Genomic DNA, 23,865 nt, shown 5'->3' on the forward strand with positions numbered 1-23,865 from the left:
TGAAGTCTATTCAGGACTTTTAATATTCTTTATTAAATTTAATTTTTTTAAATATTTTTATCGTTTTAATATTAATAAAGATCTATTTATTTTTATTGTTTTTACCGCTAGGCTATAAAAATTTAAAATATATAAAAAATTTCTATATAAAGTTTCAGATACCTTATATACTAAATTTATTTATTTTCTACTTCTTCTTATTTGTATACCAAAATAAAAAAATAACACAACAAAGAATTACTCCAAACATTATTGATACAACTATCATGGTGGCATTTTTAGTTTCATTAAATGGCAAGCCTTGTGTATTCATGCCAAAAAAACCAGTTATCAGATTTAGTGGTAGCATTACAGCTGATATCATTGTCAAAATGTAAATGTTTTGATTGATTTTGTCATTTTTTATACTTTGTATAAATGTATAAATATCATCGATTCTGCAGGCATACTCATTGGCCATTGTTCTAAAAACATTTGCCTCATGAGTACTATTTTTAAGCTCTTTTTTTAAATTTTGTTGCTCGCTTTGACAAATCGAAAGGGTTTCATAAAAATGAGATATCTTGTTTTGAAATTTTCTAATCTCATATTTTAAAAAGTGGTGTCTTTTGATAAATTGATTAAAGTTTTTTCGACTAGCATAAATTTTTTCATACTCATTTAGCTCATCTTGATGCTCTAAAATTTTATTTGCATATTCATTACATAGTTTTTTAAGAGCCGCTTCAAACTCGTTTTTATCGCATTCGTGATTAAAGTCTTCTTTATAAATTTTGCCATTTTTAAATAAAAATTTATAGCTTTGCTTTTGCGTGAAAGAAACAAGCAAAATGTAGTCGTATTCATCGCCATAAAAATACCCACAGACTGAACTTTTATAGCTCATTTTTTACCCTTTTAGCATAAAAATTTTTCTTAAATTTAGTAAATTCGCCTCTTTCTATTGCCTCTCTCATCTCTTTCATCAAATTTAGATAGTAGTGCAGGTTGTGAAGGCTTGCTAGCCTAAAAAATGTGAGCTCTCTTGCCTTAAAAAGGTGGTTTAGATAGCCTCTGGAGTAGCGTTTGCAGGTATAGCACTGACACTGCGGGTCGATTGGCGTGTGGTCGTTTATAAATTTGGCTGATTTTATATTGATCTTGCCAAAGCTAGTAAAGAGCGTGCCGTTTCTTGCATTTCTTGTTGGCATGACGCAGTCAAACATATCAATGCCTCGCTCCACGTTTTCCACGAGATCTTCAGGCGTACCAACGCCCATTAGGTAACGCGGCCTTAGCTCATCCATAAATGGCATAACTGCCTCAACAGTGTCATACATCGCCTCGTTGCTCTCGCCAACGCTTAGCCCTCCTATCGCAAGGCCATCAAATGGCAGCTCATTTAAAGCTTCGGCGCAAAATTTACGTGCCTCATAATCAGTACCTCCTTGAACAATGCCAAAGATATTTTGCTCTAAGCCAACGCCTTTACTTTGCATAAATTTATGATAGTCAATCGCCTCTTTTGCCCATTTTATCGTTCGCTTTATGCTTAGATCGATCCTTTTTGGCTCGGCAGGTAAGGCGACTAGATCATCAAGTATCATCATAATGTCGCTACCTAGATCGTACTGTGTGTCAAGGACGGATCTTGGCGTGAAGTAGTGCATACTGCCGTCGATATGGCTTTTAAATTTTATCCCTCCATCGTCGTTTTTGGTATTTGATCTAAGCGAGAATGCCTGAAAACCACCGCTATCTGTTAAAAAAGAGCGCTCAAACTTAGAAAATCCATGAAGCCCGCCAAAATCGCGCACGACCTTGCTTCCGGGGCGTAGATACATGTGGTAGGTGTTTGCTAAGATTATCTTTGCGTCTAAAATTTCACTCATATCAAAGGCATCAAGGCTCTTTACCGCGCCAACCGTACCAACTGGCATGAAAACTGGCGTTTGTATCACGCTGTGGGCAGTTGTTAGGATACCACGCCTTGCATTTCCATCTTTTTTTATAACTTCAAATTTCATCTAAATCCTTAAAATTTTTGATTTTTTATTTTAACAAAATTTATAATATAATCCAGAAATTTTAAGGCAAAGGAACTTTTTGCAAAAGAAAAATGATGTCATTTTTGTAGTGGCAAATGGTGCTCAGACTATAAAATTTATAGGTGAGTTTAGCTATAAAGACGCAAAAAATTTACAAAGCATTTTTAAAAAAATCCAAAAACTTAGCGGTAATGTTAAATTTGACTTTAGCGAGCTAAAGAGCATTGATTATGCTGTTTTGATCCTTTTAAAAAACACGCTAAATGGCAAGAAATTTGAGATCATCACAAATGACGAGAAGATAAAGGCAATGGGCGATCTTTTAAATGATGAAAAGATTGACTTTAACTACATGCCGCCGCACAATAGTCTAAATTTCTTTTCACGTCTTGGTGAAAAAATTTGTGAAGGTTTTGTGAATTTAGCTGAGTTTGGCACATTCTTGGGCGAATTTTTAATAAAAAGCGTAAAAATTTTATTTAATCCAGCCAGTCTTAGATTTAGGGAATTTAGTAACTACATAAAAGATGGCGGCGTAAATGCCGTTTTTATCGTATCCCTCACCGCTTTTTTGATAGGTGTCGTGCTTGCGTATCTTGGTAGTGCGATGCTTGCAAGCTTTGGGGCAAGTATATTTATAGTAGAGATCATGGGTATGCTAACGCTTAGAGAGGTGGCCCCACTCATCGCTGCTATCGTCATCGCGGGTAGATCAGCCTCTAGTTTTACTGCTCAAATTGGCGCTATGAAGCTAACTGAGGAAATAGATGCGATGAAGACAATGGGCTTTGAGCCATTTAACTTCTTGGTCTTGCCGCGCATCATCGCGATGGTGCTTTGCGTGCCTGTCATTATCTTTATAGCTGACGCGATAAGCATCTTAGGACAGATGATCATTTGCCAAACGATACTTGATATCAGCTTTAGCGACTATCTAAATAGATTTCGCGAGATGGTCGAGCTTAGGCATTTTGCTGTTGGTATGATAAAAGCTCCATTTTTTGGCGCAGTAATAGCAATAATTGGCTGCATGAGAGGATTTGGCGTGAGCCAAAACGCCCAAAGCCTTGGAGCAATGACAACAGTTAGCGTCGTAAATGCGATATTTTGGGTCATCGCGCTTGATGCATTTTTTGCGATAATTTTTATGTGGCTAAAGATATGAACGAGATAATAGTTGGAAAAAACATAACGACAAGTTATGGCGATAAGATAATGCACGATAATGTGAGCTGGAGCGTCAAAGAGGCTGAAATTTACGGCTTTTTAGGCGGCAGTGGTGCTGGAAAAACGACGCTTATGAAGACGATGATATATCTAAAAAAGCCAAGCGAGGGCGATATATTTTTTGATGGCGTCAATATGTGGAAAAGTAGTCAAGAGGAGCAGCAAGAGATAAAGCTAAAAAGCGGGACGATGTTTCAGTTTGGCGCACTTTATAGCTCGATGACGATCCTTGACAATGTGGGTGTTTTGCTCTATGAGTACTCTAAATTTAACAAACGTCAGATCGATGAGATAGCGATGTTTTGGATACAAAAAGTGGGGCTTAAAAAAGAGGTATCTATGCTTTATCCAAGTGAGCTAAGTGGCGGTATGAAAAAGCGTGCTGCGCTAGCAAGAGCCTTGGTGCTAAGCCCTAGAGTGCTATTTTTAGATGAGCCAAATAGTGGCCTCGATCCAGTTAGCTCACGCCAAATGGACGCGCTCATAAAAGAGCTTCGTGATAGCATCGGTGTGACTGTTGTCATGGTGACTCATGATGCTGATAGTATTTTTGATATTTTGGATAGATTTTTGATAATAGATAACAAAAAAATAGTCTTTGAGGGAAATATAAAAGAGCTTGAATATCTTAAAAACAACCCACTTGAAGAGCTATTTAAAATGAGGAAAAAGTAGATGGAAAATAGAAATTCTTATACCATTGTTGGCATGTTTTTTATGGCTTGCCTTACAGCATTTGCGATATTTATTTGGTGGATGACTAGTAAAAATAATACAAAGGTTGATTTTAAAGAGTACTACATCCACACGACTGAGCTGCCAAGTGGATTAAAGGTCGATTCTACGGTTAAATTTATCGGTGTGCCAGCCGGAAGTGTTAGTGATATAAATTTTGTCGATGATAAAAACGCTCTTATAAACATCACAATGAAAATTAGAGAAGATCTGCCGATAAAGGCCGATAGCGTGGCAAGTATAGAAGTTCAGGCTATTAGCGGCGTTGCTAGTATAAACATAAGCCGTGGTACAAAAGACTTTGCATCAGGTCAAAAGCCTATCTTACAGCTTGAAGAGAGCCTCTTTTCAAAGCTTGGAAATAACGCTGAAAACATCACCTTAAAGATAAATCAAACACTTGATAAAGTCGATAACTTTTTTTCGCCTGAAAATATCGCTCACGTAGAGTCAGTCCTTAAAAATATCGATAAATTTACACAAGTTTTAACAGACGAAGAGGGATTAAGCGAGGTTGATAGTATCGTTAAAAATGTAAAAAATTTTACAGATACTTTAAACAAAACCGATACAAAAGAATTGGCTAAAAATTTAAACAGACTAATTTCAAATGCAAACCAAGTTTTTGTATCGGCAAATTCGGCTATTACCGGATATAATTTGCTGCAAGAGCTCATCACAAAAAAAGCTAAAGATGGTGAATACGACCTTAGAAATACGGTTGGACCGTTATTAAGAGAAGCGAGTGATTTCTTAAATGGATTTGACAAGACGCTTCGCGAATTTAGAGGCGCACTTCAAAGGCTTGAAGATAATCCTTACGAGTTTTTCTTCACAAATCCAGTGCCAAATGACAAAGGAGATAAAAAATGAGAAATTTAATCTTTCTAACGGCTATGCTTTTATTTCTTGGCTGCTCGCTAAAGACAGATGTGCCAGTTGCAACGATGTATGAAATTCACTATTCAAATAAGGCTTGCTCAGCTGAAAATAAACAAAAAGAGCTAAAAAATGTCTTCATCGAAAATGTAAGCGCTCTTGATATGGTCGATACTAGAAAAATTTTGATCGTAGCTGAGAATAATAAAATCAGATACCTAAGCGATGCTAAATTTGTATCTGAGCCAAGCGAAATGGTCTATAAATCTCTTGTAAAAGGGCTTTATTTAAACTGCGCTGCAAAGCCGATATTTTCGCCAAATGCAAAAGATCTTAGGCTAAAAGTGAGCATTATATCTCTTCAGATAAGAGGTGACAAAGCCGAAGTCTCGCTAGCTTATGAGCTATTTAATGCAAACACTTCGCTAAAATCTGGCATGATCACGAAAGAAATTTTTTGTCCAGATCGAAGCTCAAGTACTATTTTTGATACGATAAATAAGGCTACAAATTTAGCAATCGATACGCTAATCTCTGAAATAATCTCTTAAATTTTCTTGGCTGTAAATTTTTAAATTTATAGCCAAAATAGCTTATTTTAAAGACCTTTTGTTATAATGTGAGCTTTAAAATACGGAGAATTGATGAAGAAAATTTTAATAATCGCAGATGGAACTTTCGCAAGAAATTTTTTAAACAGACTGCTTGAAACAAAATCAAATTTGCATCACTATATCGTTGTTTCAAGTGAGGATTACAGTCAAAAATCAAATTATGAAAATTTTACATTTTACCAGTTTGACCCAACTAGCCTCTCAAAGCTAAAAAGCGTGAGCGATGGCTATTTTAGTCAGTTTTGTATAGTTTGTGATGATAAAAATGAGGCGATTGCTGTTTATGAAAATTTAAGACAGATCAGCACAAAGACCGAGACTGTTTTTATGAGCTCATGGGAGCTTGATGAAAAATGTAAAGAAATATTTGCTAGTGATAAACACTTAAGTGTGGTTGATATCAGAGATATTGCAGCATCAAGGCTTATGGACTATTTACCAGATTTGCCGGTTTTAGCTGATAATATCGGACTTAGTGAGGGTGAGATCATGGAAGTTAAGGTGCCAATAGGTAGCTCTTATATGTATCGTCATATCAGCTCGGTAGCTCAGAAAAAATGGCGAATAGCTCTCATATATCGAGGCAGCGAGATCATCTTGCCAAAGCCAAATGTAATGATACAGCCAAGCGATATATTACTAATCGTTGGTGATCCAAATGTGCTTCAAAATGTTTACCGCTCGATTAAGCGTGAAAGTGGGCAGTTTCCAAGTCCATTTGGTAGCAATATCTATGTGCTGATCGATATGATCTCAATGGATAAAGAACGTGTTAACAAGCTCATAAAGGATAGCTTGTATTTGCATTCAAAGCTAAATAATAAACGCCTTTTTTTTAGAGTGATAAATCCAACTTTAGGTGAAAATTTAGATACTTTAAAAGCGATAAAAGAGAAAAACATCATCGTTTTGATGGATTATTTTAATAGTAATAACAAATCTATAAAATATGATGTTTTAAAGCACGACATCGGCCTAATCTTAAGCGATGATAAGTACTTTTTTAAATTTAAAAAGCTATTTTATGAGCTAAAACTTCCAGTGCTAAAAACAGGCAAAATTTTGCTCTCAAATATAAAAGAGGGCGTGATACTAGGCGATCAAAGTCAAGAAGTGGAGAATCAATCAGCCGTGATAACAGACTGCTGTGCACAGCTTGATTTGGAGATGAAATTTTACTATTTTGATAATAAGCATAGCGATGATGAGGCGTTAAGAGAGCATTTTGAGAGCATTAGCGCGCTATTTTCTAAGCGTATAAAGATAGAAAATCACAATCTTAAAAATCCGCTTGTAAAACTAAAAAATACAAAAGATTTGCTTCATTTTGTAATGTTTACTAAAAGCGTGGCAAATGGTGGGGCATTTGCCTTTTTATCGACAAATTTAAATAGGCTTTATAAAAAACTGAGCCAAAACGCACAGCTTTTTGTGCCAGTAAGTGAGTAAAAATGCAGATAAATTTAAATCTTAAAGAAAAAGCATCAAGCTATAAAATTTATATAAACGAGCTTGAGAGATTAGAAATAAAAGGCAAGGTTGGCATCGTTACAAACGCTAAAGTAGCGGGGCTTCATCTTGAAAAGCTACTTAGTGTTTTGAAGTGTGATGAGAAATTTATCATAAGTGTGCCTGACGGTGAAGAGTATAAAAATTTAAAGACGTTAGAGCAAATTTTAGAGCAGCTTTTTGTGAGCAAATTTGATCGCTCATCTACGCTAATCGCCTTTGGTGGTGGTGTCATAAGCGATATGACCGGCTTTGCGGCAAGCATCTATGAAAGAGGGATAAATTTCATAAATATCCCAACTACGCTTCTAGCGCAAGTCGATGCGAGTGTGGGCGGAAAGACCGGTGTAAATAATAAATTTGGTAAAAATTTAATAGGCTCTTTTTATCAGCCAAAGGCGGTTTTTTGTGAGATAAATTTCTTAAGGACATTGCCAAAGAGAGAATTTGCAGCTGGCGTGGCTGAGGCTTTAAAAATGGCGATAACTTTTGATAAAGAGATGTTTGATTGGCTAAAAAGCGTAAATTTAGATGATGAAAACTTAGCTAAGCTGGTTGAAAAGTCGGTAATTTTAAAAGCAAAAGTGGTTGAACAAGATGAGAAAGAAAAAGGGCTAAGAGCCATCCTAAACTACGGCCATACCTTTGCTCACGTTATAGAAAATGAGACAAATTATAAAGAATTTTTACACGGCGAAGCAGTAGCAATAGGTATGAATATGGCAAATCGCTTAAGTGTAAAACTAGGGCTCATGAGCGAGGTAGATGCCGAAGAGATCAGACAGGTTTTGGTAAAATTTGGCCTTCCAGTAAACTACAAAATAGAAAATGAATATGCATTTTACGAGGCATTTTTTATGGATAAAAAGACAAAAGATGATAAGATAAATTTCATCATTGCAGATAAAATCGGCAGTGCGATCATAAAAAATGACGTCAAAAAAGAAGATGTTTTAAAAATTTTAAGAGAATTTAAATGAAAAAGATCATAGCTTTACTACTTTTTTGCTTTTCCCTTTATGCTGAAGAAAACGTTACTCTTGAGCAAAATGGCTCACAAAATTTACAAAATAACGAGCTTATTAAAGATATTTCAAATCTAGATAACTCCTTAAAAAACAATATCTGGATCACAAGGTATGCTAACTATAACACTTATCAAAGGCTTATTGATGAGCTTGAAAAAAATGAAAATGAACTAAAGAAACTGGACAAAAGCTCAAGAAGAGGCAGCGATATCATAAAGAGAATCCAAACTCTAAAAGAGCAGATAAATTTACTAAAAGAGTATGAAAAAACGCCATTTTCAAATATGCTAGCAGCCCCTGAAATGGATACTCCACCAAGGATAACAAGTCCTGTTGCACTTATATCTGGCTTTTCGTATATCAAAAAGATAAAGAGTGATAAGATCGAGTATCAAAGGCATATAAAAGAGCTTGATACGCTTTTGGAAAAGCTTGAAACAAAAGAAAATTTACTAAATAGACTAAATTTGATCGAAGAAAATGAGCAAAATAGGGAAAGCCTAAACTTGGTAAAACAAGAAATAGGCGACTTTAAAGCGGCAAAACAGATCGCTGATACAACTTATAATGTCTATGAAAAAAGGGCTGATGAGGCTATAAATTTAACAACCTCTGACATAAAAGCTCAGTTTTTAAGCATGGGCTATACAGCCATCATCATCCTTTTAACGATCGGACTAACATTTATCGCTAAATTTATCGTTAAAAGAACAATTACCGATAATGAGAGATTTTACACGGTCAATAAATTTTTAAACGTTTTAAATATCACCGTTATCATCATAATCTTACTCTTTTCGTATATCGAAAACGTCACATATCTAGTAACCGTGCTAGGTTTTGCTTCAGCTGGTATCGCCATTGCGATGAAAGATATGTTTATGAGCATGCTTGGCTGGATGGTGATCATGTTTGGCGGCTCTATACATGTGGGTGATAGGATCAGAGTGCTTCATGATGGTAGTGAATTTGTAGGTGATGTGATCGACATCTCTTTACTTAGGCTGACTGTTTTTGAGGATGTTAGCTACTCGACTTATAAGACAAACCGCCGTGCAGGTAGAATTATCTTTGTGCCAAATAACTATATTTTTACAGACCTAATCGCAAACTATGCTCACTATGGCATGAAGACTGTTTGGGACGGTATAGATATCATGATAAGTTTTGATAGTAACCATAAAAAAGCCGTCTATCTAGCAAGAAATGTCGTTAAAAAATACTCAAAAGGCTACACTGATATCGCTAAACGCCAGATGAATAAACTAAGAAGCCAATACAGCATCAAAAATCCAAACGTCGAGCCAAGAATTTATACATTTTTTGAGCCTTATGGTATAAATGTCTCATGCTGGTATATGGCAAATTCTTATGCGACTTTGGCTCTTAGAAGCACTATTAGCGCTGAGATTATAGAAGCATTTTTAGCTCAAGATGATATAAAGATCGCTTATCCAACACAAACCATGTTTATAGGCAAAAAAGAAAATCCAAGCGATCACACCGCTCACAGCGAGCAAGAGAGTGAAAATTCTTAATGCAAAAGATATTTTTTAAAACATTTGGATGTCGCACAAATATCTATGATACTGAGCTTTTAAAGAGCTATATCAAGGACTACGAGATCACAAACGATGAAGAGAGCGCTGATATCGTGGTCATAAACTCATGCACAGTTACAAATTCTGCTGATAGCGGTGTCAGAAACTACATAAACGGCGTAAAAAGGCGCGGGGCAAAGGTGGTGCTGACTGGGTGTGGCGCGGTTAGTAAGGGCAAAGAGCTATTTAATAGCGGTATATTTGGTGTGCTTGGAGCTAGCAAAAAGAGTGATCTAAATGAGCTTTTAAAGCAGGAGAAACCATTTTTTGAGCTTGGAAATTTAAACTCAGTCGATAAAAATATAGTTACAAATTACGAAAATCACACAAAGGCTTTTATAAAAATTCAGGAAGGTTGCAACTTTAACTGCAGCTACTGCATCATCCCTTCGGTTCGTGGTAAGGCTAGAAGCATGGATGAGGCTATGATATTAAAAGAGGCAAGAATTTTAGCCCAAAACGGCTATAATGAGCTTGTCTTAACGGGTACAAATATAGGCAGTTACGGCAAAGACACAAATAGCTCTCTTGGTAAGCTTTTGGCAAACTTAGGTAAAATTTCTGGCATTAGACGCATTAGGCTTGGAAGCATTGAGCCAAGCCAGATAGATGAGAGCTTTAGAGAAATTTTAAAAGAAGAGTGGCTGGAGCGTCATCTTCACATCGCACTTCAGCACACAAGCCAAGCGATGCTAAAGATCATGCGAAGACGAAATAACGCATTTAGTGATCTGGAGCTTTTTAATGAGCTAAGTTCTCTTGGCTTTGCGCTTGGTACGGACTACATCGTGGGTCATCCAGGCGAGAGTGAGGAAATTTGGGCAGAGGCGGTGGAAAATTTTAAAAAATTTCCTATCACACATCTGCATGCTTTTGTCTATTCGCCAAGGCGTGATACGCACTCAGCTACGCTAAAAAGCGATGTTGGCGGTGATGTGGCAAAAAGTAGGCTAAAAATTTTACAAGGCATAGCTTTGCAAAATAATGAAAATTTTAGAAAAAAGCATAACGGAGCTTTGAAAATTTTAGTCGAGCAAAAAAATGGTGAGTTTTACGAAGGTTTTGATCAGTTTTACAACAAAGCTAAAATTTTAAGCCAAAAAGATATAACAAAAGAGTGGGTGGAGGTAAGCGAATATGAAGTTAAGCCAGATGCCAATTATGCAAAAATTTAAATTTAATAAGAAAAATATCCTAATAATCGCAGCTATCGCATTAATCAGCGTGTTGCTATTTGCCGTTAGCAAAGAGCCACGAAATATCACATATTCGCAATATATGCAGCTAATGGATGGAAATTTTATAGACCGCGCTGTAATCGATGACGATGAAGTCGTGCTTTATGCACAAAACAATCGTTTTTCAATTATAAAAGAGGGCATCGATCTAAAAGAGCTTATAAAAAAGGTGCCTGTTGAAAAGACTAAGCAATATATCACTCCAGGCATGATCTGGGGATTTATCATCTTTGTCTGCTTTGTGCTTTGGTATGCTTATATCTTTAGAAGTATCAGGAAAAAAGAGGAGAGCTTGCTTAGCAAAAAAGATGGCGCATTTGAGATAGAAAGCGTGCTAAATCAAAACACTATGCCAGTCATTTCAAACGTGAGATTTAGCGATGTAGCTGGTATTAGTGAGGTCAAAAGCGAGCTTAGCGAGATAGTTGATTTTCTAAAAAATCCACAAAAATATAGAAATTTTGGTATCAAAATGCCAAAAGGTGTACTAATGATCGGCCCTCCAGGCGTTGGTAAGACGCTTGTGGCAAAGGCAGTTGCTGGTGAGGCAAATGTGCCATTTTTTTATCAAAATGGTGCAAGCTTTGTTCAAATTTATGTCGGCATGGGCGCAAAGAGAGTACGAGAGCTTTTTAGTAGAGCCAAGTCCTATGCGCCCTCAATCATCTTTATCGATGAGATAGATGCTGTTGGTAAGAGCAGGGGTGGGACTAGAAACGACGAGCGAGAAGCTACGCTAAATCAGCTACTAACTGAGATGGATGGCTTTGAAGATAACTCAGGTGTCATCGTCATAGCTGCTACAAATAGGATCGAAATGATCGATGAGGCGCTGCTTAGATCAGGGCGTTTTGATAGGAGAATTTTTCTTTCGATGCCTGATTTCAACGACAGAGTGGCTATTTTAAATACCTATTTAAAAGATAAAAAGTGCGATGTTTCAGCCGAAGATATCGCTAGGATGAGCGTTGGCTTTTCAGGTGCTGCACTTAGCACACTTGTAAATGAAGCTGCGATAAATGCTCTAAGAAATAATGAGAGCGTACTAAAAATAAGAGACTTTGAAGCTGTTTTAAATAAGGTCTTGCTCGGCAAAAAAAAGGTTTTAAGCTACAGCGAGAGTGAGAAAAAAATCCAAGCCGTCTATCAAGGCGCGAAGGCACTTAGTGCTTACTGGTTTGATGTGAAATTTGAAAAAATTTCACTCATTGAAGACCGCTTTATGGCAACTGAGCAAGAGATCGAGTCAAAGTCGCAGATGATATCTCGAATTAAAGTATTAATCTCTGGCATGTGTAAGCTTGAAATAGACGAAAATGATATTTTTTCAAACTCGAGCAGTGATCTAAATTTAGCAAAAGAGATCGCATCAAAGATGGTTTATGAATACGGCATGGGAAGTTCATTTGTCCCTAATCCAAATGATGTAGAAGAAATTTTAAAACAAGCAAAAGAAGAGATAATGTCCTTTTTAAAGGGTACAAACGAGCAGATCGCAAAGATCAGCTCATATCTGCTAGCGTACGAGAGTGTAGACAAAGAGACGCTGGCAAAAATTTTAAACGAAAACTATTAAAGGAGAAAAAGTGAAAGCAAAAATAGGCATATTAACCCTTTCTGACCGTGCAAGCGAAGGCACATACGAGGACAAATCAGGCCCAGCGATCAAAGAGGTGCTTGACAGCTGGATAGTGAGCGAGCGTGAGTACTTTTACGAGGTTATACCAGATGAGTTTGAGCTGATAAAAGAGAGGCTTATGCACATGGTGGACGTGCTTGGCTGCGATCTTGTGCTAACTACCGGTGGTACAGGACCGGCAGTGAGAGACGTTACGCCAGAGGCTACTGAGGCGGTTTGCGAGAAGATGATGCCAGGCTTTGGCGAGCTAATGAGAGCTGCAAGCCTGCAATACGTCCCAACAGCGATCCTGTCACGCCAAACAGCAGGCATCAGAGGCCATGCGCTCATCATAAATTTACCAGGTCAGCCAAAGGCTATAAAAGAGTGCTTGGAGCCGGTATTTCCATCAGTTCCGTACTGCATTGACTTGATAGAGGGAGCATTTATTGAAACTGACGAAAATGTCATGAAAGTATTTCGTCCAAAACAAAAGAAAATCTCGTAAATGGGTTTGACAGATAGCCTAAATTTAAAAGCCACTGCCTTTGCAAATAGGTGGCGACTTGTTATTAAAATTTGGCTTGTTTTTTCTTTTTTATCCTATGCGCTGGCCTACTATCTTGGGTTAGAGGTTTTTGGCTTTATCTCTGCCATTTCTATCTTTGGCTGTGTTTGCCTGCTAGCCTTTAGCTCACTTCTTTGGTTTATCGCTAGCCTTGTATTTTTGCAACCTTTGGTATTTTTACTACTTGAAAAATTTGATGAAAGCATTACTGTTTATGCTTTAGCCTGCTCAATTTGGCTGCTTGGCTGGATCACTTTGTCGCTTGTGGTCGATGATAAATTTGCAAGACTGGGAAATGACATCTTGCTAAAGATCTCTCGCATAGTTCTTGTTGGCGAGTTTGCCTTGCTATATTTTTTTAACTACAACAGCAGCCTTGACATAGAGACTTTAATAAAGTCAAATTTGACAAAGTCGCTGCTTTTAGTGCTAAACTCCTATATGTTGCCATCGCTTGTGACGCTACTTATATTTGATATAAAAACATATATCGCTAGCAAAAATGAGTAAAATTTTACGTATTATTATACTAAATTTAGCCGTTTTTGCTCTCTACTATCTTTTTTATAAGCTCCATATCGCCGTTCATTGCTAAACTCATGAAGCAAATGCCGTTTGCGCCAGCTTTTATAGCCTCTTTGTAGTTCCCGCTATCTAGTCCGCCAAGTGCGTAAATTTCTTTATCAAAGCTTTTTAGCTCGCTTATAAAATTTAGCCCTTTTGGCTCCAAACCCGCCTTGCAAGAGGTGGCAAATATATGAGAAGCAACGAGCACGTCAGCGATAGAGGCTGAAATTTTAGCCTGCTCTAGGTCGTGAGCTGGGGCGTAAATTTTGGCTATTTTTCTAAATTCATCTAAAAAAACGCCGTGATTTTTAAAAAATTCAAGCTGCGCCGAAGTGAGCCAAAAGTCGCTCTTTAGCTTGCAAGCTACGTCAAAAAATTGATTAATGATAAATTTCTTGCGGTAGTTTTCACAAATTTGAGCCACAACCCTAGCAAGATCATAAAAATCAGCCTCGTTTAGCCCCTTTGCACGAAGTAAAATTTCATCCACGCCAGCCTTGCAAAGTAGCTGGATTCTCTTTAAAAAGTCATCACCATTATAGCTTTCAAAGTCGGCAATGCAGAGAATTTTAAACATAGACATACTCGCTCATTAATGGCTCTAGGCCGTTTGCTTTTAGCATAGCCTTGATCTCGTTCACGCTTCTGTCGTCGCTTATCTCAAACTGCTCGTCGCCCTTTTTCTCTTCGCCGTGAGCGCCGATGCTTACTTTTACGCCAGCACTTATCTTGTTTGCAGCGATCTTTACGGCGTTGTCGCGAAATTTTGCCTTTTCTCTGGTTGAAATGGTTATGCTGGCTGTTGGCATGAAAATCCTATAAGCGCAGATCACTTGTAAAAGCTCGCGCTCACCCACGTCACGTGGATTGATGCGGTCATTATTTATGATAGGACGAAGCCTTGGGCATGAAAATGCGATCTCGGCGTGCGGATACTTCTTTTGAACTAAGCTTGCGTGAAGTGCGGTCGCAAAGGCATCAAGCCTAAAGTCATCTATGCCAAGAAGTGCCGCAAAGCCAACCCCTCTCATGCCTCCAAGAAGTGCTCGCTCTTGCGCATTTATGCGGTATGGGAAGATCCTTTTATTGCCGCCAAGGTGGATTTTTTCGTATTTTGTAGGATTGTAGGTCTCTTGAAAGACGGTCACGTAGTCTGCGCCGCTTTTGTGAAGCAGAGCGTAGCCGTCAGAATTTAGTGGATAAATTTCAACCCCAACGACTTTAAAAAATTTCTTTGCCAAAGCGCAGGCATTTGCGATATAGGCTACACTTGAGTTGGTCTCGCTCTCGCCAGTTAGGATCAAAATTTCTTCTAAGCCGCTCTTTGAAATTTCTCTTAGCTCCCTTGTGATCTCCTCGTCGCTTAGCTTTGCCCTTTTTATGTTATTTTTAGCATTAAAACCGCAATAAACGCAGAGATTATCGCAGTAGTTTGCTATGTAAAGAGGAGTAAAAAGCGTGATGTTTGAGCCAAAATTTGCCCTTGTCTTTGCTTGAGCTAGCTGGGCGATTGGCTCTAAAAATGGCGCCGCTGCAGGCGAGAGTAGGGCTTTTAGATTTTCAAGCGAGCAGTGCTTTGCATTAAGAGCTGCCTTTACGTCTGCTTCGCTGTAAATTTCTGGCTTGTAGCTAGCACGCTCTTTTAAAATCTCATCCATAATGTCGCTGCCAACATCCTGCATGTGAGGTAGCAGCTGCATGTGATCAGTTCTTGTAAATTTCATCAGTCTAAAAATCCAGTGAGCGGAGATGAGGCATTTGCGCTTTTGCTCTTTGCGCCAAGGCCTGCTAGATAGGCGTTGCGACCAGCGATGATAGCCTCTTTGAAGGCTCTTGCCATGAGTGGGATATTTTTAGATGAGGCGATGGCTGTGTTTGTCATGATAGCAGCTGCTCCCATCTCCATCGCTTCGCACGCTTGTGATGGCCTACCGATGCCAGCATCTACGATGATTTGCGTATCAAGCTCGTTTATCAAAATCTCGATGATGTCTTTAAAAACTAGCCCCTGGTTTGAGCCAATGGGCGCAGCTAGAGGCATTATGCAGCTTGCCCCTGCGCTTAGCATCGCTCTTGCGGCATTTAGATCAGGGAACATATAAGGCATCGGCACAAAGCCGTCATTTGCCAAGGCTTCGCACGCTTTTATCGTCTCAGCGTTGTCTGGAAAGAGAAATTTAGAGTCAGTTATGATCTCTATCTTAACAAGCTCGCCGCACCCAAGCTCACGTGCGAGCTGAGCGATACGAACGGCCTCTTTGGCATTTCTAGCGCCACTTGTGTTTGGCAAAAGTGTCACACCTTTTGGGATAAAGTCGAGTATATTTCGCTCTTTGCTCTCGTTTATGCGCCTAAGAGCAAGGGTTAAAATTTGTGCGCCAGCTTCGTTTATGGCTGAGTCGATGAGCTCGTGCGAGTACTTGCCAGAGCCAAGGATGAAGCGGCTTTGAAACTCCTTGCTGCCAAGGATCAAATTATCACTTTGCACTTACGCCTCCAAGCCCATAAGTAGTCTAATGGCTAAATTTGCCTCGTGGTTTGCGCAGACTGCGACGCGCGGTGCCATGAGCCCTTGACCGATCTTCGCCTCATTTGTGAGGTCGCCGCAAAGATAGACATTTTTGGCAAATTTTATGGTTTTTATAAGATTTGAGCTAAAGTATCCTGCCATGCCAGAGGCGCCGATGATCTTTTTATCTTTTAGGCTTGCCCCAGCTTCGTTTAGTATCATCGCCTTGCCAGCGACGTTGTCAAAGGCTTCGCATAAAATTTCGCACTCGCCAAAGACGCTAGCCACGTTTTTTTCGTCTAAAAATATATCGTGAGTTTCGACCTCGACAAAGGGATTGACGTCATTTATCAGCTCTTTAAGCGCCTGCGTCTTTTTTAAGCCGATGTGGCGGACGAAATACTGCTGGCGGTTTAGATTGCTTGGCTCAACGACGTCAAAGTCGGCAAGCACTAGCTTTTTTACGCCAACTCTTGCAAGGCTTAGCGCGATATTTGAGCCAAGTCCGCCAAGTCCAGCCACGCCGATTACCGCTTTACTTAGGGCTAAATTTAGCTCAGGGCTGTTTCGTGAGGCGATCATCGCGCGTAAAACTTCACGCTCAGGCATCACGCCACGCCTTATAAATACGACGTTTGAGCCATCTTTTAGCTTGCTATCTTCTTTTATAGCAAAGCCATCAACGATAAAAATGTCAGGCTTTGTCGCGTTAAATTTCTCTAAAAATTTATAAATTTCACTCTCTTTATCGCCAAGAGCAAGCTCTTTTAGCTCGCTAAGGCTTTTTACTGGCACCTTAAATTTTGCGCCATTTAATACTATCTCTATCATTTTCTCCTCATCCACCGCCAACTAAAGTGACGATCTCATAAGCTTTGCCCTCGCTCATGAAGCTCTCACGCCAAAGCTTTTTTGGCAAAATTTCTCCGTCTCGCTCAAGGGCTATAAATTTAATCTCATAGCCATTTTGCGCTAAAAAATCATAAACGCTTATATCGTTTTCAAGCTCGAAAATTTTGCCATTTACACTAAATTTGATCATTAAATTTTATAGCTTTTTACAAAATTTGCGATCCTCTCGATCGCTTTTTTTATGCTCTCGATGTCAGTTGCAAAAGAAATTCTAAAGTATCCCTCCATACCAAAGCCCACACCTGGCACGGTTGCTACATTTACCTCTTCAAGCATCTTTTTGCAAAATCTAAGTGAGTCGCTATCTACGTCTTTACATTTTACAAATAGATAAAACGCGCCATCAGGTGTTACAACGCTTAGTCCCGGGATAGCATTTATCATCTCAACTGCCACGTCGCGTCTTCTTTCATACTCTTTTCTCATGTTTTCGATATCTTCATCTGTTTCGCCAAGAAGCGACGGGATAGCGCCTATTTGTACGATCGAGCTGATGTTGCTTGTGCTTTGGCTTTGAAGCTTTTTGATGCCAGCAATTAGCCAGTCCATCGAGCTTGCTATGTAGCCAAATCTCCAGCCAGGCATCGCACCACACTTGCTTAGGCCATTTATCGTGACTGTTCTTTTAAAAAGATCTTCGCTCACTGAGGCTACTGCGTAAAATTTCTTGCCGTAGATCACTTTTTCATAAATTTCATCGCTTGTGATGATGATGTCAGTGCCCTTTAAAACCTCGCCAAATGCCGCGATCTCCTCTTTTGTATATACAGCTCCAGTTGGATTTGTCGGGTGATTTAGCGAAAAGACTTTTGTTTTTGGCGTGATCGCTTTTTTTAGCTGCTCGGCTGTGACTTTGAAATTTGTACTCTCGTCTGCTTCGATAAAGACAGGCACGCCGCCACAAAATTTAACGATCTCAGGGTAGCTCACCCAGTATGGAGAAGGGATGATAACTTCGTCGCCTGGGTTGATAAGCGCTTGAAATACATTAAAAAGTGAGTGCTTTGCACCGATATTTGTGACGATTTGATTTGCTTTATAATCAAGTCCGTTATCTCTTTTTAACTTTGCTCTAATGGCCTCTATGACCTCAGGCAGGCCTGGCACTGGCGTGTATTTGCCGCTTTTGCTATCGTTATCAAGTGCGTTTTTTACAGTTTCTCTTATCTTTTTTGGAGTCATAAAGTCAGGCTCACCAGCTGAAAGCGAGATCACATCTATACCAGCAACCTTCATCTCTTTGGCTTTTGTGCTGATAGCGATCGTTATTGATTCGCTTAATGTTTGCATTCTGTTTGCTAGTTGCATTATTTTCCTTTTTAGTTGATTGTCTTTAAGTAGCTATTATCATTTAAAAATAGATAAAGCTCGCCTAAAATTTGCTTCTTTTGTGTTTCGTTTATCAAAGTTGATTTTACTAAGCGCTCATTTAGAGTGTCTTGGATCTCGTAGATATCATAGTCCATGTCCTCCATGATATCAAGGATCGACTGGCTCTCTAGTAAATTTGTGATCTTGTAGCCATCATTTGAAAGCTCTATCGTGGCCTCTGTTGGGTGGGTAAAGAGGTTGTGTTTCATGCCGATCACCTCTTGATATGCGCCAACTAGGAAAAATCCCAAGAAATAATCCTCCTTCTCCACGTCCACGTCGTGCAAAAGTAGTGGGTTTTTCTCGTCATCATAGCTGATCTCGCCGTCGCTATCGCAGGTGATATCCCAGATCGAAGCCGGCAGGGTAGGGCGCTCATCAAGCCTATCAAGCGGCATGATAGGAAAATTTTGCTTTAGCCCCCAAAAGTCAGGCAAGCTTTGAAAAATAGAGAAATTTAGCAAGTACCTCTCTTGCACTTCTTTTTGAATTTTGGCCAGATCGCTTGAGTTGCTCTTATTGCCAAGCATCACGACAGCTTTTTTGCTAATGAGCCTTAAAAGCACCTCAGCGTTTGATCTATCTTGAAGATCAACATATCCAAGGTCAAAAAGTGTTAAAACGCTCTCTGTGTGATGGATAGCGTCGTGTAGGTACTCTAGGGCGTTTGAAGGCTTGATTGATTTATAAAGATCGACTAGCTCGGTTATTAAATTTGGATTATTTTTCTTTAAATTTAGCTTTTCTTCGGTGTATTCTTGAGAAAATAGCTCAAGTACAGGGGCGACTAAAAGTGCGTGAGAAGCGGCGATGTAGCGACCTGACTCTATGAAAATATCTGGCTCGATCTCTTTTTTTTGCTCGCTTATGGTTTTAAGCATATAAACAACGTCGTTTGCATATTCGTTTAGTGTGTAGTTTCTGCTGCTTTCTTCTTTAAACTGCGAGTATTCTATCGCAAGTCCTCCACCTAAATTTATAGCTTTTAAATTTGAGGCGCCCATTTTTCTAAGCTCAGCGTAGATGTTGCCAGCCTCGATGAGTGCTTTTTTGAGCGGGTGGATCTCGCTTATTTGAGAGCCAATGTGAAAGTGTATCATCGTGAAATTTTCAAGTAAATTTGCCTTTTTTAGCATCTTTACAGCTTCTATTAGCTCTGTTGATGTTAGGCCAAATTTAGAGTGTATGCCACCACTCTTTGCCCAGAGCCCCGATCCTGTCGAGTGCAGTCTTACTCTAAGTCCGATCTTTGGTTTTGGTTTAAAGCGCTCTTTTGCGATGGCGATTATCGCTTCAAGCTCGTTTAAGCCCTCGATCGTTAGCGTAATGTTGTGTCCCATTTCAGCGGCGATGAAGCCTATATTTATCATCTCTTTATCTTTAAAACCATTTACGGTTATGGGAGCTTTTTCATTATTGTAAGCCATTGTTAAAAGTAGCTCAGCTTTACTGCCAGCTTCAAGACCGTAATTATAGGGCTTGCCAAGGCGGACTAAATTTTTTACAAAGCCAGGATATTGATTTACTTTAAGTGGAAAAACAGCGTTAAAGCTGCCTTTATAGGCAAACTCTTTCTTTGCCTTTGCAAAGCTTGCGTGGATCTGCTCGATCTGTTTTTGGATAAGGTGCGGAAAACGAAGCAGCAGTGGCCCTCTATATCCGTCGTCTCTTATCTCTTTTACGATGTCTATGATCGCTGGTTTGCTGGCTGCATTTATACAGACTTTGCCATCTTCTATCACAAAATTTGAATTGCCCCAAATGCTAAGTCCAAAATCATTCATCCCAGCTCCTTTTCAAGATCATCTAAATGTATCGTTTTTTCATCTTTGGTTTCTAAATTTTTATACCAAATTTTATTCTCTTTCATCTCATTTTCGCCTACACAAAGGAAAATTTTTACATTTTTATTGTCAGCATTTTGCAGATGTTTTTGAAGTTTTTTAGCTTCATATGAAATTTCAACCTGATATTTTTTGCGAAGCTTTGTGCCAAGATTATAGATAAAATCAATATTCGCCGCATCAAGCGCGCAAAGATAAATTCCAGCTCGCTCATTCTCAGCTTCACCTAAAATTTCCATTATTCTCTCAACGCCCATCGCAAAGCCAACGCCATAACTTGCTCTACCGCCAAGATATTCAACAAGCCTGTCGTATCTGCCTCCGCCTGCGACTGCACTTTGTGAGCCAATCTCGTCGCTGATAAACTCAAACGCCGTCTTGCAGTAGTAGTCTAGCCCACGAACTAGCTTAGTATCTATCTCAAATTTAACGCCATTTGCCGTTAAAATTTCTTGTAGTTTTTCAAAATCAGCCTGTGCTTCGTCGCTTAGACTATCAGTGATAACTGGGGCGTTTTTATAAATTTCTTGGCAACTCTCAACCTTGCAGTCAAGCACGCGGATAGGGTTTAAAAGCTTGCGCCTTTTGCAGTCTTCGCAAATTCTGTCGTCATTTTCATCTAGAAATTTAACAAGTTTTTCTTTGTAAGACTTCATCGAGCTCTCGTCGCCAAGTGAGTTGATTTTTAGGGTTGTTTTGATATTTAGTCTATTAAAAATTTCACTCACCATCAAGATAATGCTCGCATCCTCATAGACGCTGCCTTCGCCAAAGCACTCGCAGCCAAACTGATGAAACTCCCTTAAGCGGCCTTTTTGTGGACGCTCGTAGCGAAACATCGAGCCGTGATAAAAGCAGCGCTTTGTCACATTTGCCCTGTCAAGTTTTGCCTCGATAAACGCTCTAACCACGCCAGCTGTGCCCTCAGGTCGCAAACAAACGTCGTTTCCGCCTTTGTCTTCAAACTGATACATCTCTTTGCCCACGATGTCACTGCTCTCACCGACACTTCTTTTAAAAAGTGCTGTCTCCTCGAGGTGCGGGGTTAAAATTTGCTCATATCCGTAGTTTTTTGCGACTTCCTCGCAGGTTTTGATTATCCGTGCGTAAAGTTTTGCACGAGCTGGAAGCATATCTTTCATGCCACGAAGTGCCGTTATCATCGCATTATCCTTTTTATTTTTTGTGATTTTACTTAAAATTTATAAAATTTTCTATCTCTTTTGAAATTAGCTCTATGCTTTTAGATGCGTCTATAAAAAGCGTTACAAAGCCATTTTTGATGAGAATTTGCTTCATCAGACTTTGCACTTTTAAAAGATACTCTAGCCCGCGAGCCTCGATCTTATCGCTGGTGCCTCTATTTTTTAGGCGCGTGCTTATAAGCTCATGGCTTGCTTCAAAAAAGATGATCTTGTCTGCAAATTTATCATTTAGTGCAAATTTATTAAGCTCTAAAAGCATGTTTTCATCTAAGTTTTCATCATTTGCCAAAGCGTAGGCGATGCCCGAGATAAAGCCTCTGTCACTTAAAATCAATTTGCCTAAATTTGGAGCGACCAGCTTTTCAAAATGCTCAGCCCTGTCAGCTAAAAAGAGTAAAATTTCAGCCCTTTTGCCTATTTTTATGCTTGAGCTTAGTAAAATTTCACGTAAATTTTCACCAAGCTTTGTGCCACCTGGCTCTTTTGTGATGATGGCATCACTAAATTTAGAAGCTAAAATTTCTATCTGCGTGCTCTTGCCAACGCCGTCAATGCCTTCAAACAAAACATACATTTTACGCCTTTAAATTTTTAAGAATTTTTGCTGGCACTAGGTTGCTCACATCGCCGTCGTGGCGCAAGACTGAGCGGACGATAGAGCTTGAGATGAAGGCGTTATTTAAGCTTGGCATAAGATAAACCGTCTCAAATTCGTCCCAAAGTGCAGCGTTTGCGTAGCCTATTTGTAGCTCATACTCGAAGTCGCTAACCGCACGAAGACCCCTGATGACGGTGTTTATGCCGTGCGATTTAGCAAAATCAACAAGCAAGTTATCAAAGCCAAGAACGCTTACGTTTTTTAGCTCACAAACTGCCTCTTTTGCCATCTCTATGCGCTTTTCATGTGCAAACATCGGCTGTTTGCTGTCACTTTTGGCAACTGCGACGATTACCTTGTCAAAAATTTTCGTAGCTCTTATGATAACGTCTAAATGGCCGTTTGTTATGGGGTCAAAGGTCCCTGGATAGATGCAAGATTTTTTCAAATTTGCCACCTTTTGTAAAGATTATTTTCGATTTTTAAGGCATCAAGCCACTTGCCGATGATGAAATTCTCCATATCAGAAAGGCTCTTTATGTCTGCGTAGTAGCCTAAAACTGGGGGTGCGATGATAGCTCCAAGAGATGAGAGCAGCTGCATCTGAGAGAGTGCGATCGCAGAAAATGGCATCTCTCTAACGCCCAAAACTAGGGCTTGTCTCTCTTTTAGCGCGACACTTGCAGCTCTTGTGATGAGTGTGTCGCTTATGCCATTTGCAACTTTTGCTAGAGTGTTGGTAGAGCAGGGCGCTATGATCATAGCATCCGTGCCAAATGAGCCAGAAGCTGGACCTGCGCTAAGGTCTTCATCATCATAAATTTTTACGCCAAGTTCATCTAAATTTAGCCTCAAATTTTCTTCAGCTTCTAAGACCTTCATAGCATTTTTACTAACTATGACGTGCGCCTCGCAACTATCTTTGGCAGCCTTGACAAGCTTTAAAAAGAGTCTAGCTCCGCTTGCTCCAGTGGCTGCAAATACTATCTTTTTCATCTTATCACTGCCTCGTCTTTACCTGAAACTGTGGCCTGTAAAATTTTATTATCTTTTGTTCTTATCTTTATCATATCACCTAAATTTCCATCCTCAAGTGCCTTTACTTCAGCTATTATCTTAACGCCATCCTCGCTCAAAACTGCATTTAGCATTTGACCTTTTTTGACTAAATTTATGGCGTTAAACTGACGCTTGGTTAAAATTTCACCGCTTTTTATATGCACTTTTGTTATAAGAGCTAAGCTATTTGAGTTAGAAAGTGCATCTTTTGGCCATTTGCCAAACTCAATCATCGTTGGCTGATAGTCAAGTAGGCTTAAAATATGGTTTGTATTTATTGAATTTATTGCTATGAAGGCTGGCATTTTAGCATTAAAGCTAAATTTAAAATAGATACTTTTTAGACTCAGATCAACATCCTCAAATGATGCTCTAAATGTACCTTTTTGACTATTTTGATCACCTAAAAAGATATTTTTTAGGACGAGTTCTTTGAAATTTACTGGAATCTTATTTTGTGGGCTGATGCTAAGATCGCTTATGCTGATACCAGGATATTCATCGCTAATTGATCTTAAAAATTGCATTTGAATCTCATCCATAATAGAGCAGTTTTTCACAAAAGCAACGCTTCCACCGCTTTTGTCATTATATGTTTTAAAATTTGCTGTTAGAATTTCATAGAGTCTTTTGCTATCTATCTTGGCAGCTCTTTTGCCCTCTAAGTTTAAAATTTCATTGTCTTCGCCTTCAAAGCCAAAAGTACTAAGTGAAATTTGATCATTTAGAACGCAATACATCGGATAGATGCTGACT

Annotated in this window: 25 protein-coding genes; 11 read left to right on the forward strand and 14 right to left on the reverse strand. The window is 39.0% G+C overall.

What is annotated here, in order from left to right:
• Positions 1-187 precede the first annotated feature (187 nt).
• On the reverse strand, positions 188-886 hold the full coding sequence (locus tag CVT17_RS04495; protein WP_103651231.1) for a CorA family divalent cation transporter: 699 nt from the start codon (positions 884-886) through the stop codon (positions 188-190).
• Positions 876-2,006: a tRNA guanosine(34) transglycosylase Tgt gene (gene tgt, locus CVT17_RS04500; protein WP_107858779.1), complete on the reverse strand. Its 1,131-nt coding sequence runs from the start codon at positions 2,004-2,006 to the stop codon at positions 876-878. The genes CVT17_RS04495 and tgt overlap by 11 nt, the downstream gene beginning before the upstream one ends.
• Before the next feature lie 79 nt (positions 2,007-2,085).
• Here tgt and CVT17_RS04505 point away from each other — a divergent pair, with 79 nt between their 5' ends.
• The 11 genes from CVT17_RS04505 to CVT17_RS04555 all read left to right on the forward strand — a co-directional run bounded on the left by CVT17_RS04505 (position 2,086) and on the right by CVT17_RS04555 (position 13,554).
• Positions 2,086-3,192, forward strand: coding sequence for an MlaE family ABC transporter permease (locus tag CVT17_RS04505; protein WP_107858778.1), 1,107 nt, complete (start codon positions 2,086-2,088; stop codon positions 3,190-3,192).
• Entirely contained in the window at positions 3,189-3,929 is a 741-nt protein-coding gene (locus CVT17_RS04510) for an ABC transporter ATP-binding protein (protein ID WP_107770392.1), read from the forward strand. The genes CVT17_RS04505 and CVT17_RS04510 overlap by 4 nt, the downstream gene beginning before the upstream one ends.
• On the forward strand, positions 3,930-4,862 hold the full coding sequence (locus CVT17_RS04515; RefSeq protein ID WP_107770391.1) for an MlaD family protein: 933 nt from the start codon (positions 3,930-3,932) through the stop codon (positions 4,860-4,862).
• Positions 4,859-5,419 (forward strand): ABC-type transport auxiliary lipoprotein family protein, encoded by a 561-nt coding sequence (locus CVT17_RS04520; protein WP_107770390.1) that lies wholly within the window; start codon positions 4,859-4,861, stop codon positions 5,417-5,419. The genes CVT17_RS04515 and CVT17_RS04520 overlap by 4 nt, the downstream gene beginning before the upstream one ends.
• A 93-nt stretch (positions 5,420-5,512) precedes the next feature.
• A complete protein-coding gene (locus tag CVT17_RS04525; protein WP_107858777.1) occupies positions 5,513-6,931 on the forward strand; it encodes a COG3400 family protein in 1,419 nt (472 codons plus the stop codon).
• A 2-nt stretch (positions 6,932-6,933) separates the two neighbouring features.
• On the forward strand, positions 6,934-7,971 hold the full coding sequence (gene aroB, locus CVT17_RS04530; protein ID WP_107770388.1) for a 3-dehydroquinate synthase: 1,038 nt from the start codon (positions 6,934-6,936) through the stop codon (positions 7,969-7,971).
• Positions 7,968-9,557, forward strand: coding sequence for a mechanosensitive ion channel domain-containing protein (locus CVT17_RS04535; RefSeq protein WP_107770387.1), 1,590 nt, complete (start codon positions 7,968-7,970; stop codon positions 9,555-9,557). The genes aroB and CVT17_RS04535 overlap by 4 nt, the downstream gene beginning before the upstream one ends.
• Positions 9,557-10,795, forward strand: coding sequence for a tRNA (N(6)-L-threonylcarbamoyladenosine(37)-C(2))-methylthiotransferase MtaB (gene mtaB / locus CVT17_RS04540; RefSeq protein ID WP_107770386.1), 1,239 nt, complete (start codon positions 9,557-9,559; stop codon positions 10,793-10,795). Before CVT17_RS04535 ends, mtaB begins: the two co-directional genes overlap by 1 nt.
• Entirely contained in the window at positions 10,758-12,434 is a 1,677-nt protein-coding gene (locus CVT17_RS04545; RefSeq protein WP_431188775.1) for an ATP-dependent metallopeptidase FtsH/Yme1/Tma family protein, read from the forward strand. Before mtaB ends, CVT17_RS04545 begins: the two co-directional genes overlap by 38 nt.
• A 10-nt stretch (positions 12,435-12,444) precedes the next feature.
• On the forward strand, positions 12,445-12,984 hold the full coding sequence (gene mog, locus CVT17_RS04550; RefSeq protein WP_107858776.1) for a molybdopterin adenylyltransferase: 540 nt from the start codon (positions 12,445-12,447) through the stop codon (positions 12,982-12,984).
• On the forward strand, positions 12,985-13,554 hold the full coding sequence (locus CVT17_RS04555; RefSeq protein ID WP_107770385.1) for a nitrogen fixation protein NifR: 570 nt from the start codon (positions 12,985-12,987) through the stop codon (positions 13,552-13,554).
• Positions 13,555-13,579: 25 nt separating this feature from the next.
• Here the strand turns inward: CVT17_RS04555 and CVT17_RS04560 are convergent, their stop codons facing one another.
• Genes CVT17_RS04560 through flgA form a run of 12 tightly spaced genes read right to left on the reverse strand, consistent with a single transcriptional unit; the run spans position 13,580 to position 23,849 of the window.
• Positions 13,580-14,194 carry a thiamine phosphate synthase gene (locus CVT17_RS04560; protein WP_230853317.1) on the reverse strand — a complete coding sequence of 205 codons (615 nt, stop codon included), beginning with the start codon at positions 14,192-14,194 and terminating at the stop codon, positions 13,580-13,582.
• Positions 14,181-15,335, reverse strand: a complete 1,155-nt coding sequence (thiH, locus tag CVT17_RS04565; RefSeq protein WP_107776224.1) for a 2-iminoacetate synthase ThiH — start codon at positions 15,333-15,335, stop codon at positions 14,181-14,183. The genes CVT17_RS04560 and thiH overlap by 14 nt, the downstream gene beginning before the upstream one ends.
• The gene (locus CVT17_RS04570) at positions 15,335-16,099 is read right to left on the reverse strand and encodes a thiazole synthase (protein ID WP_107770383.1); all 765 of its coding nucleotides are present in this window, start codon (positions 16,097-16,099) and stop codon (positions 15,335-15,337) included. Before CVT17_RS04570 ends, thiH begins: the two co-directional genes overlap by 1 nt.
• Positions 16,100-16,951, reverse strand: a complete 852-nt coding sequence (gene thiF, locus CVT17_RS04575) for a sulfur carrier protein ThiS adenylyltransferase ThiF (protein WP_107686379.1) — start codon at positions 16,949-16,951, stop codon at positions 16,100-16,102. It lies immediately after the preceding gene.
• A gap of 7 nt (positions 16,952-16,958) precedes the next feature.
• The gene (gene thiS / locus CVT17_RS04580) at positions 16,959-17,162 is read right to left on the reverse strand and encodes a sulfur carrier protein ThiS (RefSeq protein WP_107770382.1); all 204 of its coding nucleotides are present in this window, start codon (positions 17,160-17,162) and stop codon (positions 16,959-16,961) included.
• On the reverse strand, positions 17,162-18,340 hold the full coding sequence (locus CVT17_RS04585) for a pyridoxal phosphate-dependent aminotransferase (protein WP_107858775.1): 1,179 nt from the start codon (positions 18,338-18,340) through the stop codon (positions 17,162-17,164). The genes thiS and CVT17_RS04585 overlap by 1 nt, the downstream gene beginning before the upstream one ends.
• Before the next feature lie 11 nt (positions 18,341-18,351).
• Positions 18,352-20,187 carry a biosynthetic arginine decarboxylase gene (speA, locus tag CVT17_RS04590; RefSeq protein ID WP_084041350.1) on the reverse strand — a complete coding sequence of 612 codons (1,836 nt, stop codon included), beginning with the start codon at positions 20,185-20,187 and terminating at the stop codon, positions 18,352-18,354.
• Positions 20,184-21,410, reverse strand: coding sequence for a histidine--tRNA ligase (gene hisS / locus CVT17_RS04595; protein ID WP_107770380.1), 1,227 nt, complete (start codon positions 21,408-21,410; stop codon positions 20,184-20,186). The genes speA and hisS overlap by 4 nt, the downstream gene beginning before the upstream one ends.
• 28 nt (positions 21,411-21,438) lie before the next feature.
• On the reverse strand, positions 21,439-22,026 hold the full coding sequence (gene tmk / locus CVT17_RS04600) for a dTMP kinase (RefSeq protein ID WP_107770379.1): 588 nt from the start codon (positions 22,024-22,026) through the stop codon (positions 21,439-21,441).
• A 1-nt stretch (position 22,027) separates the two neighbouring features.
• A complete protein-coding gene (gene coaD, locus CVT17_RS04605) occupies positions 22,028-22,498 on the reverse strand; it encodes a pantetheine-phosphate adenylyltransferase (protein WP_012001782.1) in 471 nt (156 codons plus the stop codon).
• Complete coding sequence (locus CVT17_RS04610; protein ID WP_107770378.1) at positions 22,495-23,046, reverse strand: UbiX family flavin prenyltransferase; 552 nt, start codon at positions 23,044-23,046, stop codon at positions 22,495-22,497. The genes coaD and CVT17_RS04610 overlap by 4 nt, the downstream gene beginning before the upstream one ends.
• A complete protein-coding gene (gene flgA / locus CVT17_RS04615) occupies positions 23,043-23,849 on the reverse strand; it encodes a flagellar basal body P-ring formation chaperone FlgA (protein ID WP_107770377.1) in 807 nt (268 codons plus the stop codon). Before flgA ends, CVT17_RS04610 begins: the two co-directional genes overlap by 4 nt.
• Positions 23,850-23,865: the final 16 nt, after the last annotated feature.

Origin of the sequence: Campylobacter concisus, from assembly GCF_003048775.2 — a bacterium.
Lineage (GTDB): Bacteria > Campylobacterota > Campylobacteria > Campylobacterales > Campylobacteraceae > Campylobacter_A > Campylobacter_A concisus_I.

What these genes read in the sequence shown, in the direction of transcription:
- CVT17_RS04495 (WP_103651231.1), bottom strand. Translation starts at nt 886, where the DNA reads ATGAGCTATAAAAGTTCAGTCTGTGGGTATTTTTATGGCGATGAATAC.
- tgt (WP_107858779.1), bottom strand. Translation starts at nt 2,006, where the DNA reads ATGAAATTTGAAGTTATAAAAAAAGATGGAAATGCAAGGCGTGGTATC.
- CVT17_RS04510 (WP_107770392.1), top strand. Translation starts at nt 3,189, where the DNA reads ATGAACGAGATAATAGTTGGAAAAAACATAACGACAAGTTATGGCGAT.
- CVT17_RS04515 (WP_107770391.1), top strand. Translation starts at nt 3,930, where the DNA reads ATGGAAAATAGAAATTCTTATACCATTGTTGGCATGTTTTTTATGGCT.
- CVT17_RS04520 (WP_107770390.1), top strand. Translation starts at nt 4,859, where the DNA reads ATGAGAAATTTAATCTTTCTAACGGCTATGCTTTTATTTCTTGGCTGC.
- CVT17_RS04525 (WP_107858777.1), top strand. Translation starts at nt 5,513, where the DNA reads ATGAAGAAAATTTTAATAATCGCAGATGGAACTTTCGCAAGAAATTTT.
- aroB (WP_107770388.1), top strand. Translation starts at nt 6,934, where the DNA reads ATGCAGATAAATTTAAATCTTAAAGAAAAAGCATCAAGCTATAAAATT.
- CVT17_RS04535 (WP_107770387.1), top strand. Translation starts at nt 7,968, where the DNA reads ATGAAAAAGATCATAGCTTTACTACTTTTTTGCTTTTCCCTTTATGCT.
- mtaB (WP_107770386.1), top strand. Translation starts at nt 9,557, where the DNA reads ATGCAAAAGATATTTTTTAAAACATTTGGATGTCGCACAAATATCTAT.
- CVT17_RS04545 (WP_431188775.1), top strand. Translation starts at nt 10,758, where the DNA reads ATGAAGTTAAGCCAGATGCCAATTATGCAAAAATTTAAATTTAATAAG.
- CVT17_RS04555 (WP_107770385.1), top strand. Translation starts at nt 12,985, where the DNA reads ATGGGTTTGACAGATAGCCTAAATTTAAAAGCCACTGCCTTTGCAAAT.
- CVT17_RS04560 (WP_230853317.1), bottom strand. Translation starts at nt 14,194, where the DNA reads ATGTCTATGTTTAAAATTCTCTGCATTGCCGACTTTGAAAGCTATAAT.
- thiH (WP_107776224.1), bottom strand. Translation starts at nt 15,335, where the DNA reads ATGAAATTTACAAGAACTGATCACATGCAGCTGCTACCTCACATGCAG.
- thiF (WP_107686379.1), bottom strand. Translation starts at nt 16,951, where the DNA reads ATGATAGAGATAGTATTAAATGGCGCAAAATTTAAGGTGCCAGTAAAA.
- thiS (WP_107770382.1), bottom strand. Translation starts at nt 17,162, where the DNA reads ATGATCAAATTTAGTGTAAATGGCAAAATTTTCGAGCTTGAAAACGAT.
- CVT17_RS04585 (WP_107858775.1), bottom strand. Translation starts at nt 18,340, where the DNA reads ATGCAACTAGCAAACAGAATGCAAACATTAAGCGAATCAATAACGATC.
- speA (WP_084041350.1), bottom strand. Translation starts at nt 20,187, where the DNA reads ATGAATGATTTTGGACTTAGCATTTGGGGCAATTCAAATTTTGTGATA.
- hisS (WP_107770380.1), bottom strand. Translation starts at nt 21,410, where the DNA reads ATGATAACGGCACTTCGTGGCATGAAAGATATGCTTCCAGCTCGTGCA.
- tmk (WP_107770379.1), bottom strand. Translation starts at nt 22,026, where the DNA reads ATGTATGTTTTGTTTGAAGGCATTGACGGCGTTGGCAAGAGCACGCAG.
- CVT17_RS04610 (WP_107770378.1), bottom strand. Translation starts at nt 23,046, where the DNA reads ATGAAAAAGATAGTATTTGCAGCCACTGGAGCAAGCGGAGCTAGACTC.
- flgA (WP_107770377.1), bottom strand. Translation starts at nt 23,849, where the DNA reads ATGTATTGCGTTCTAAATGATCAAATTTCACTTAGTACTTTTGGCTTT.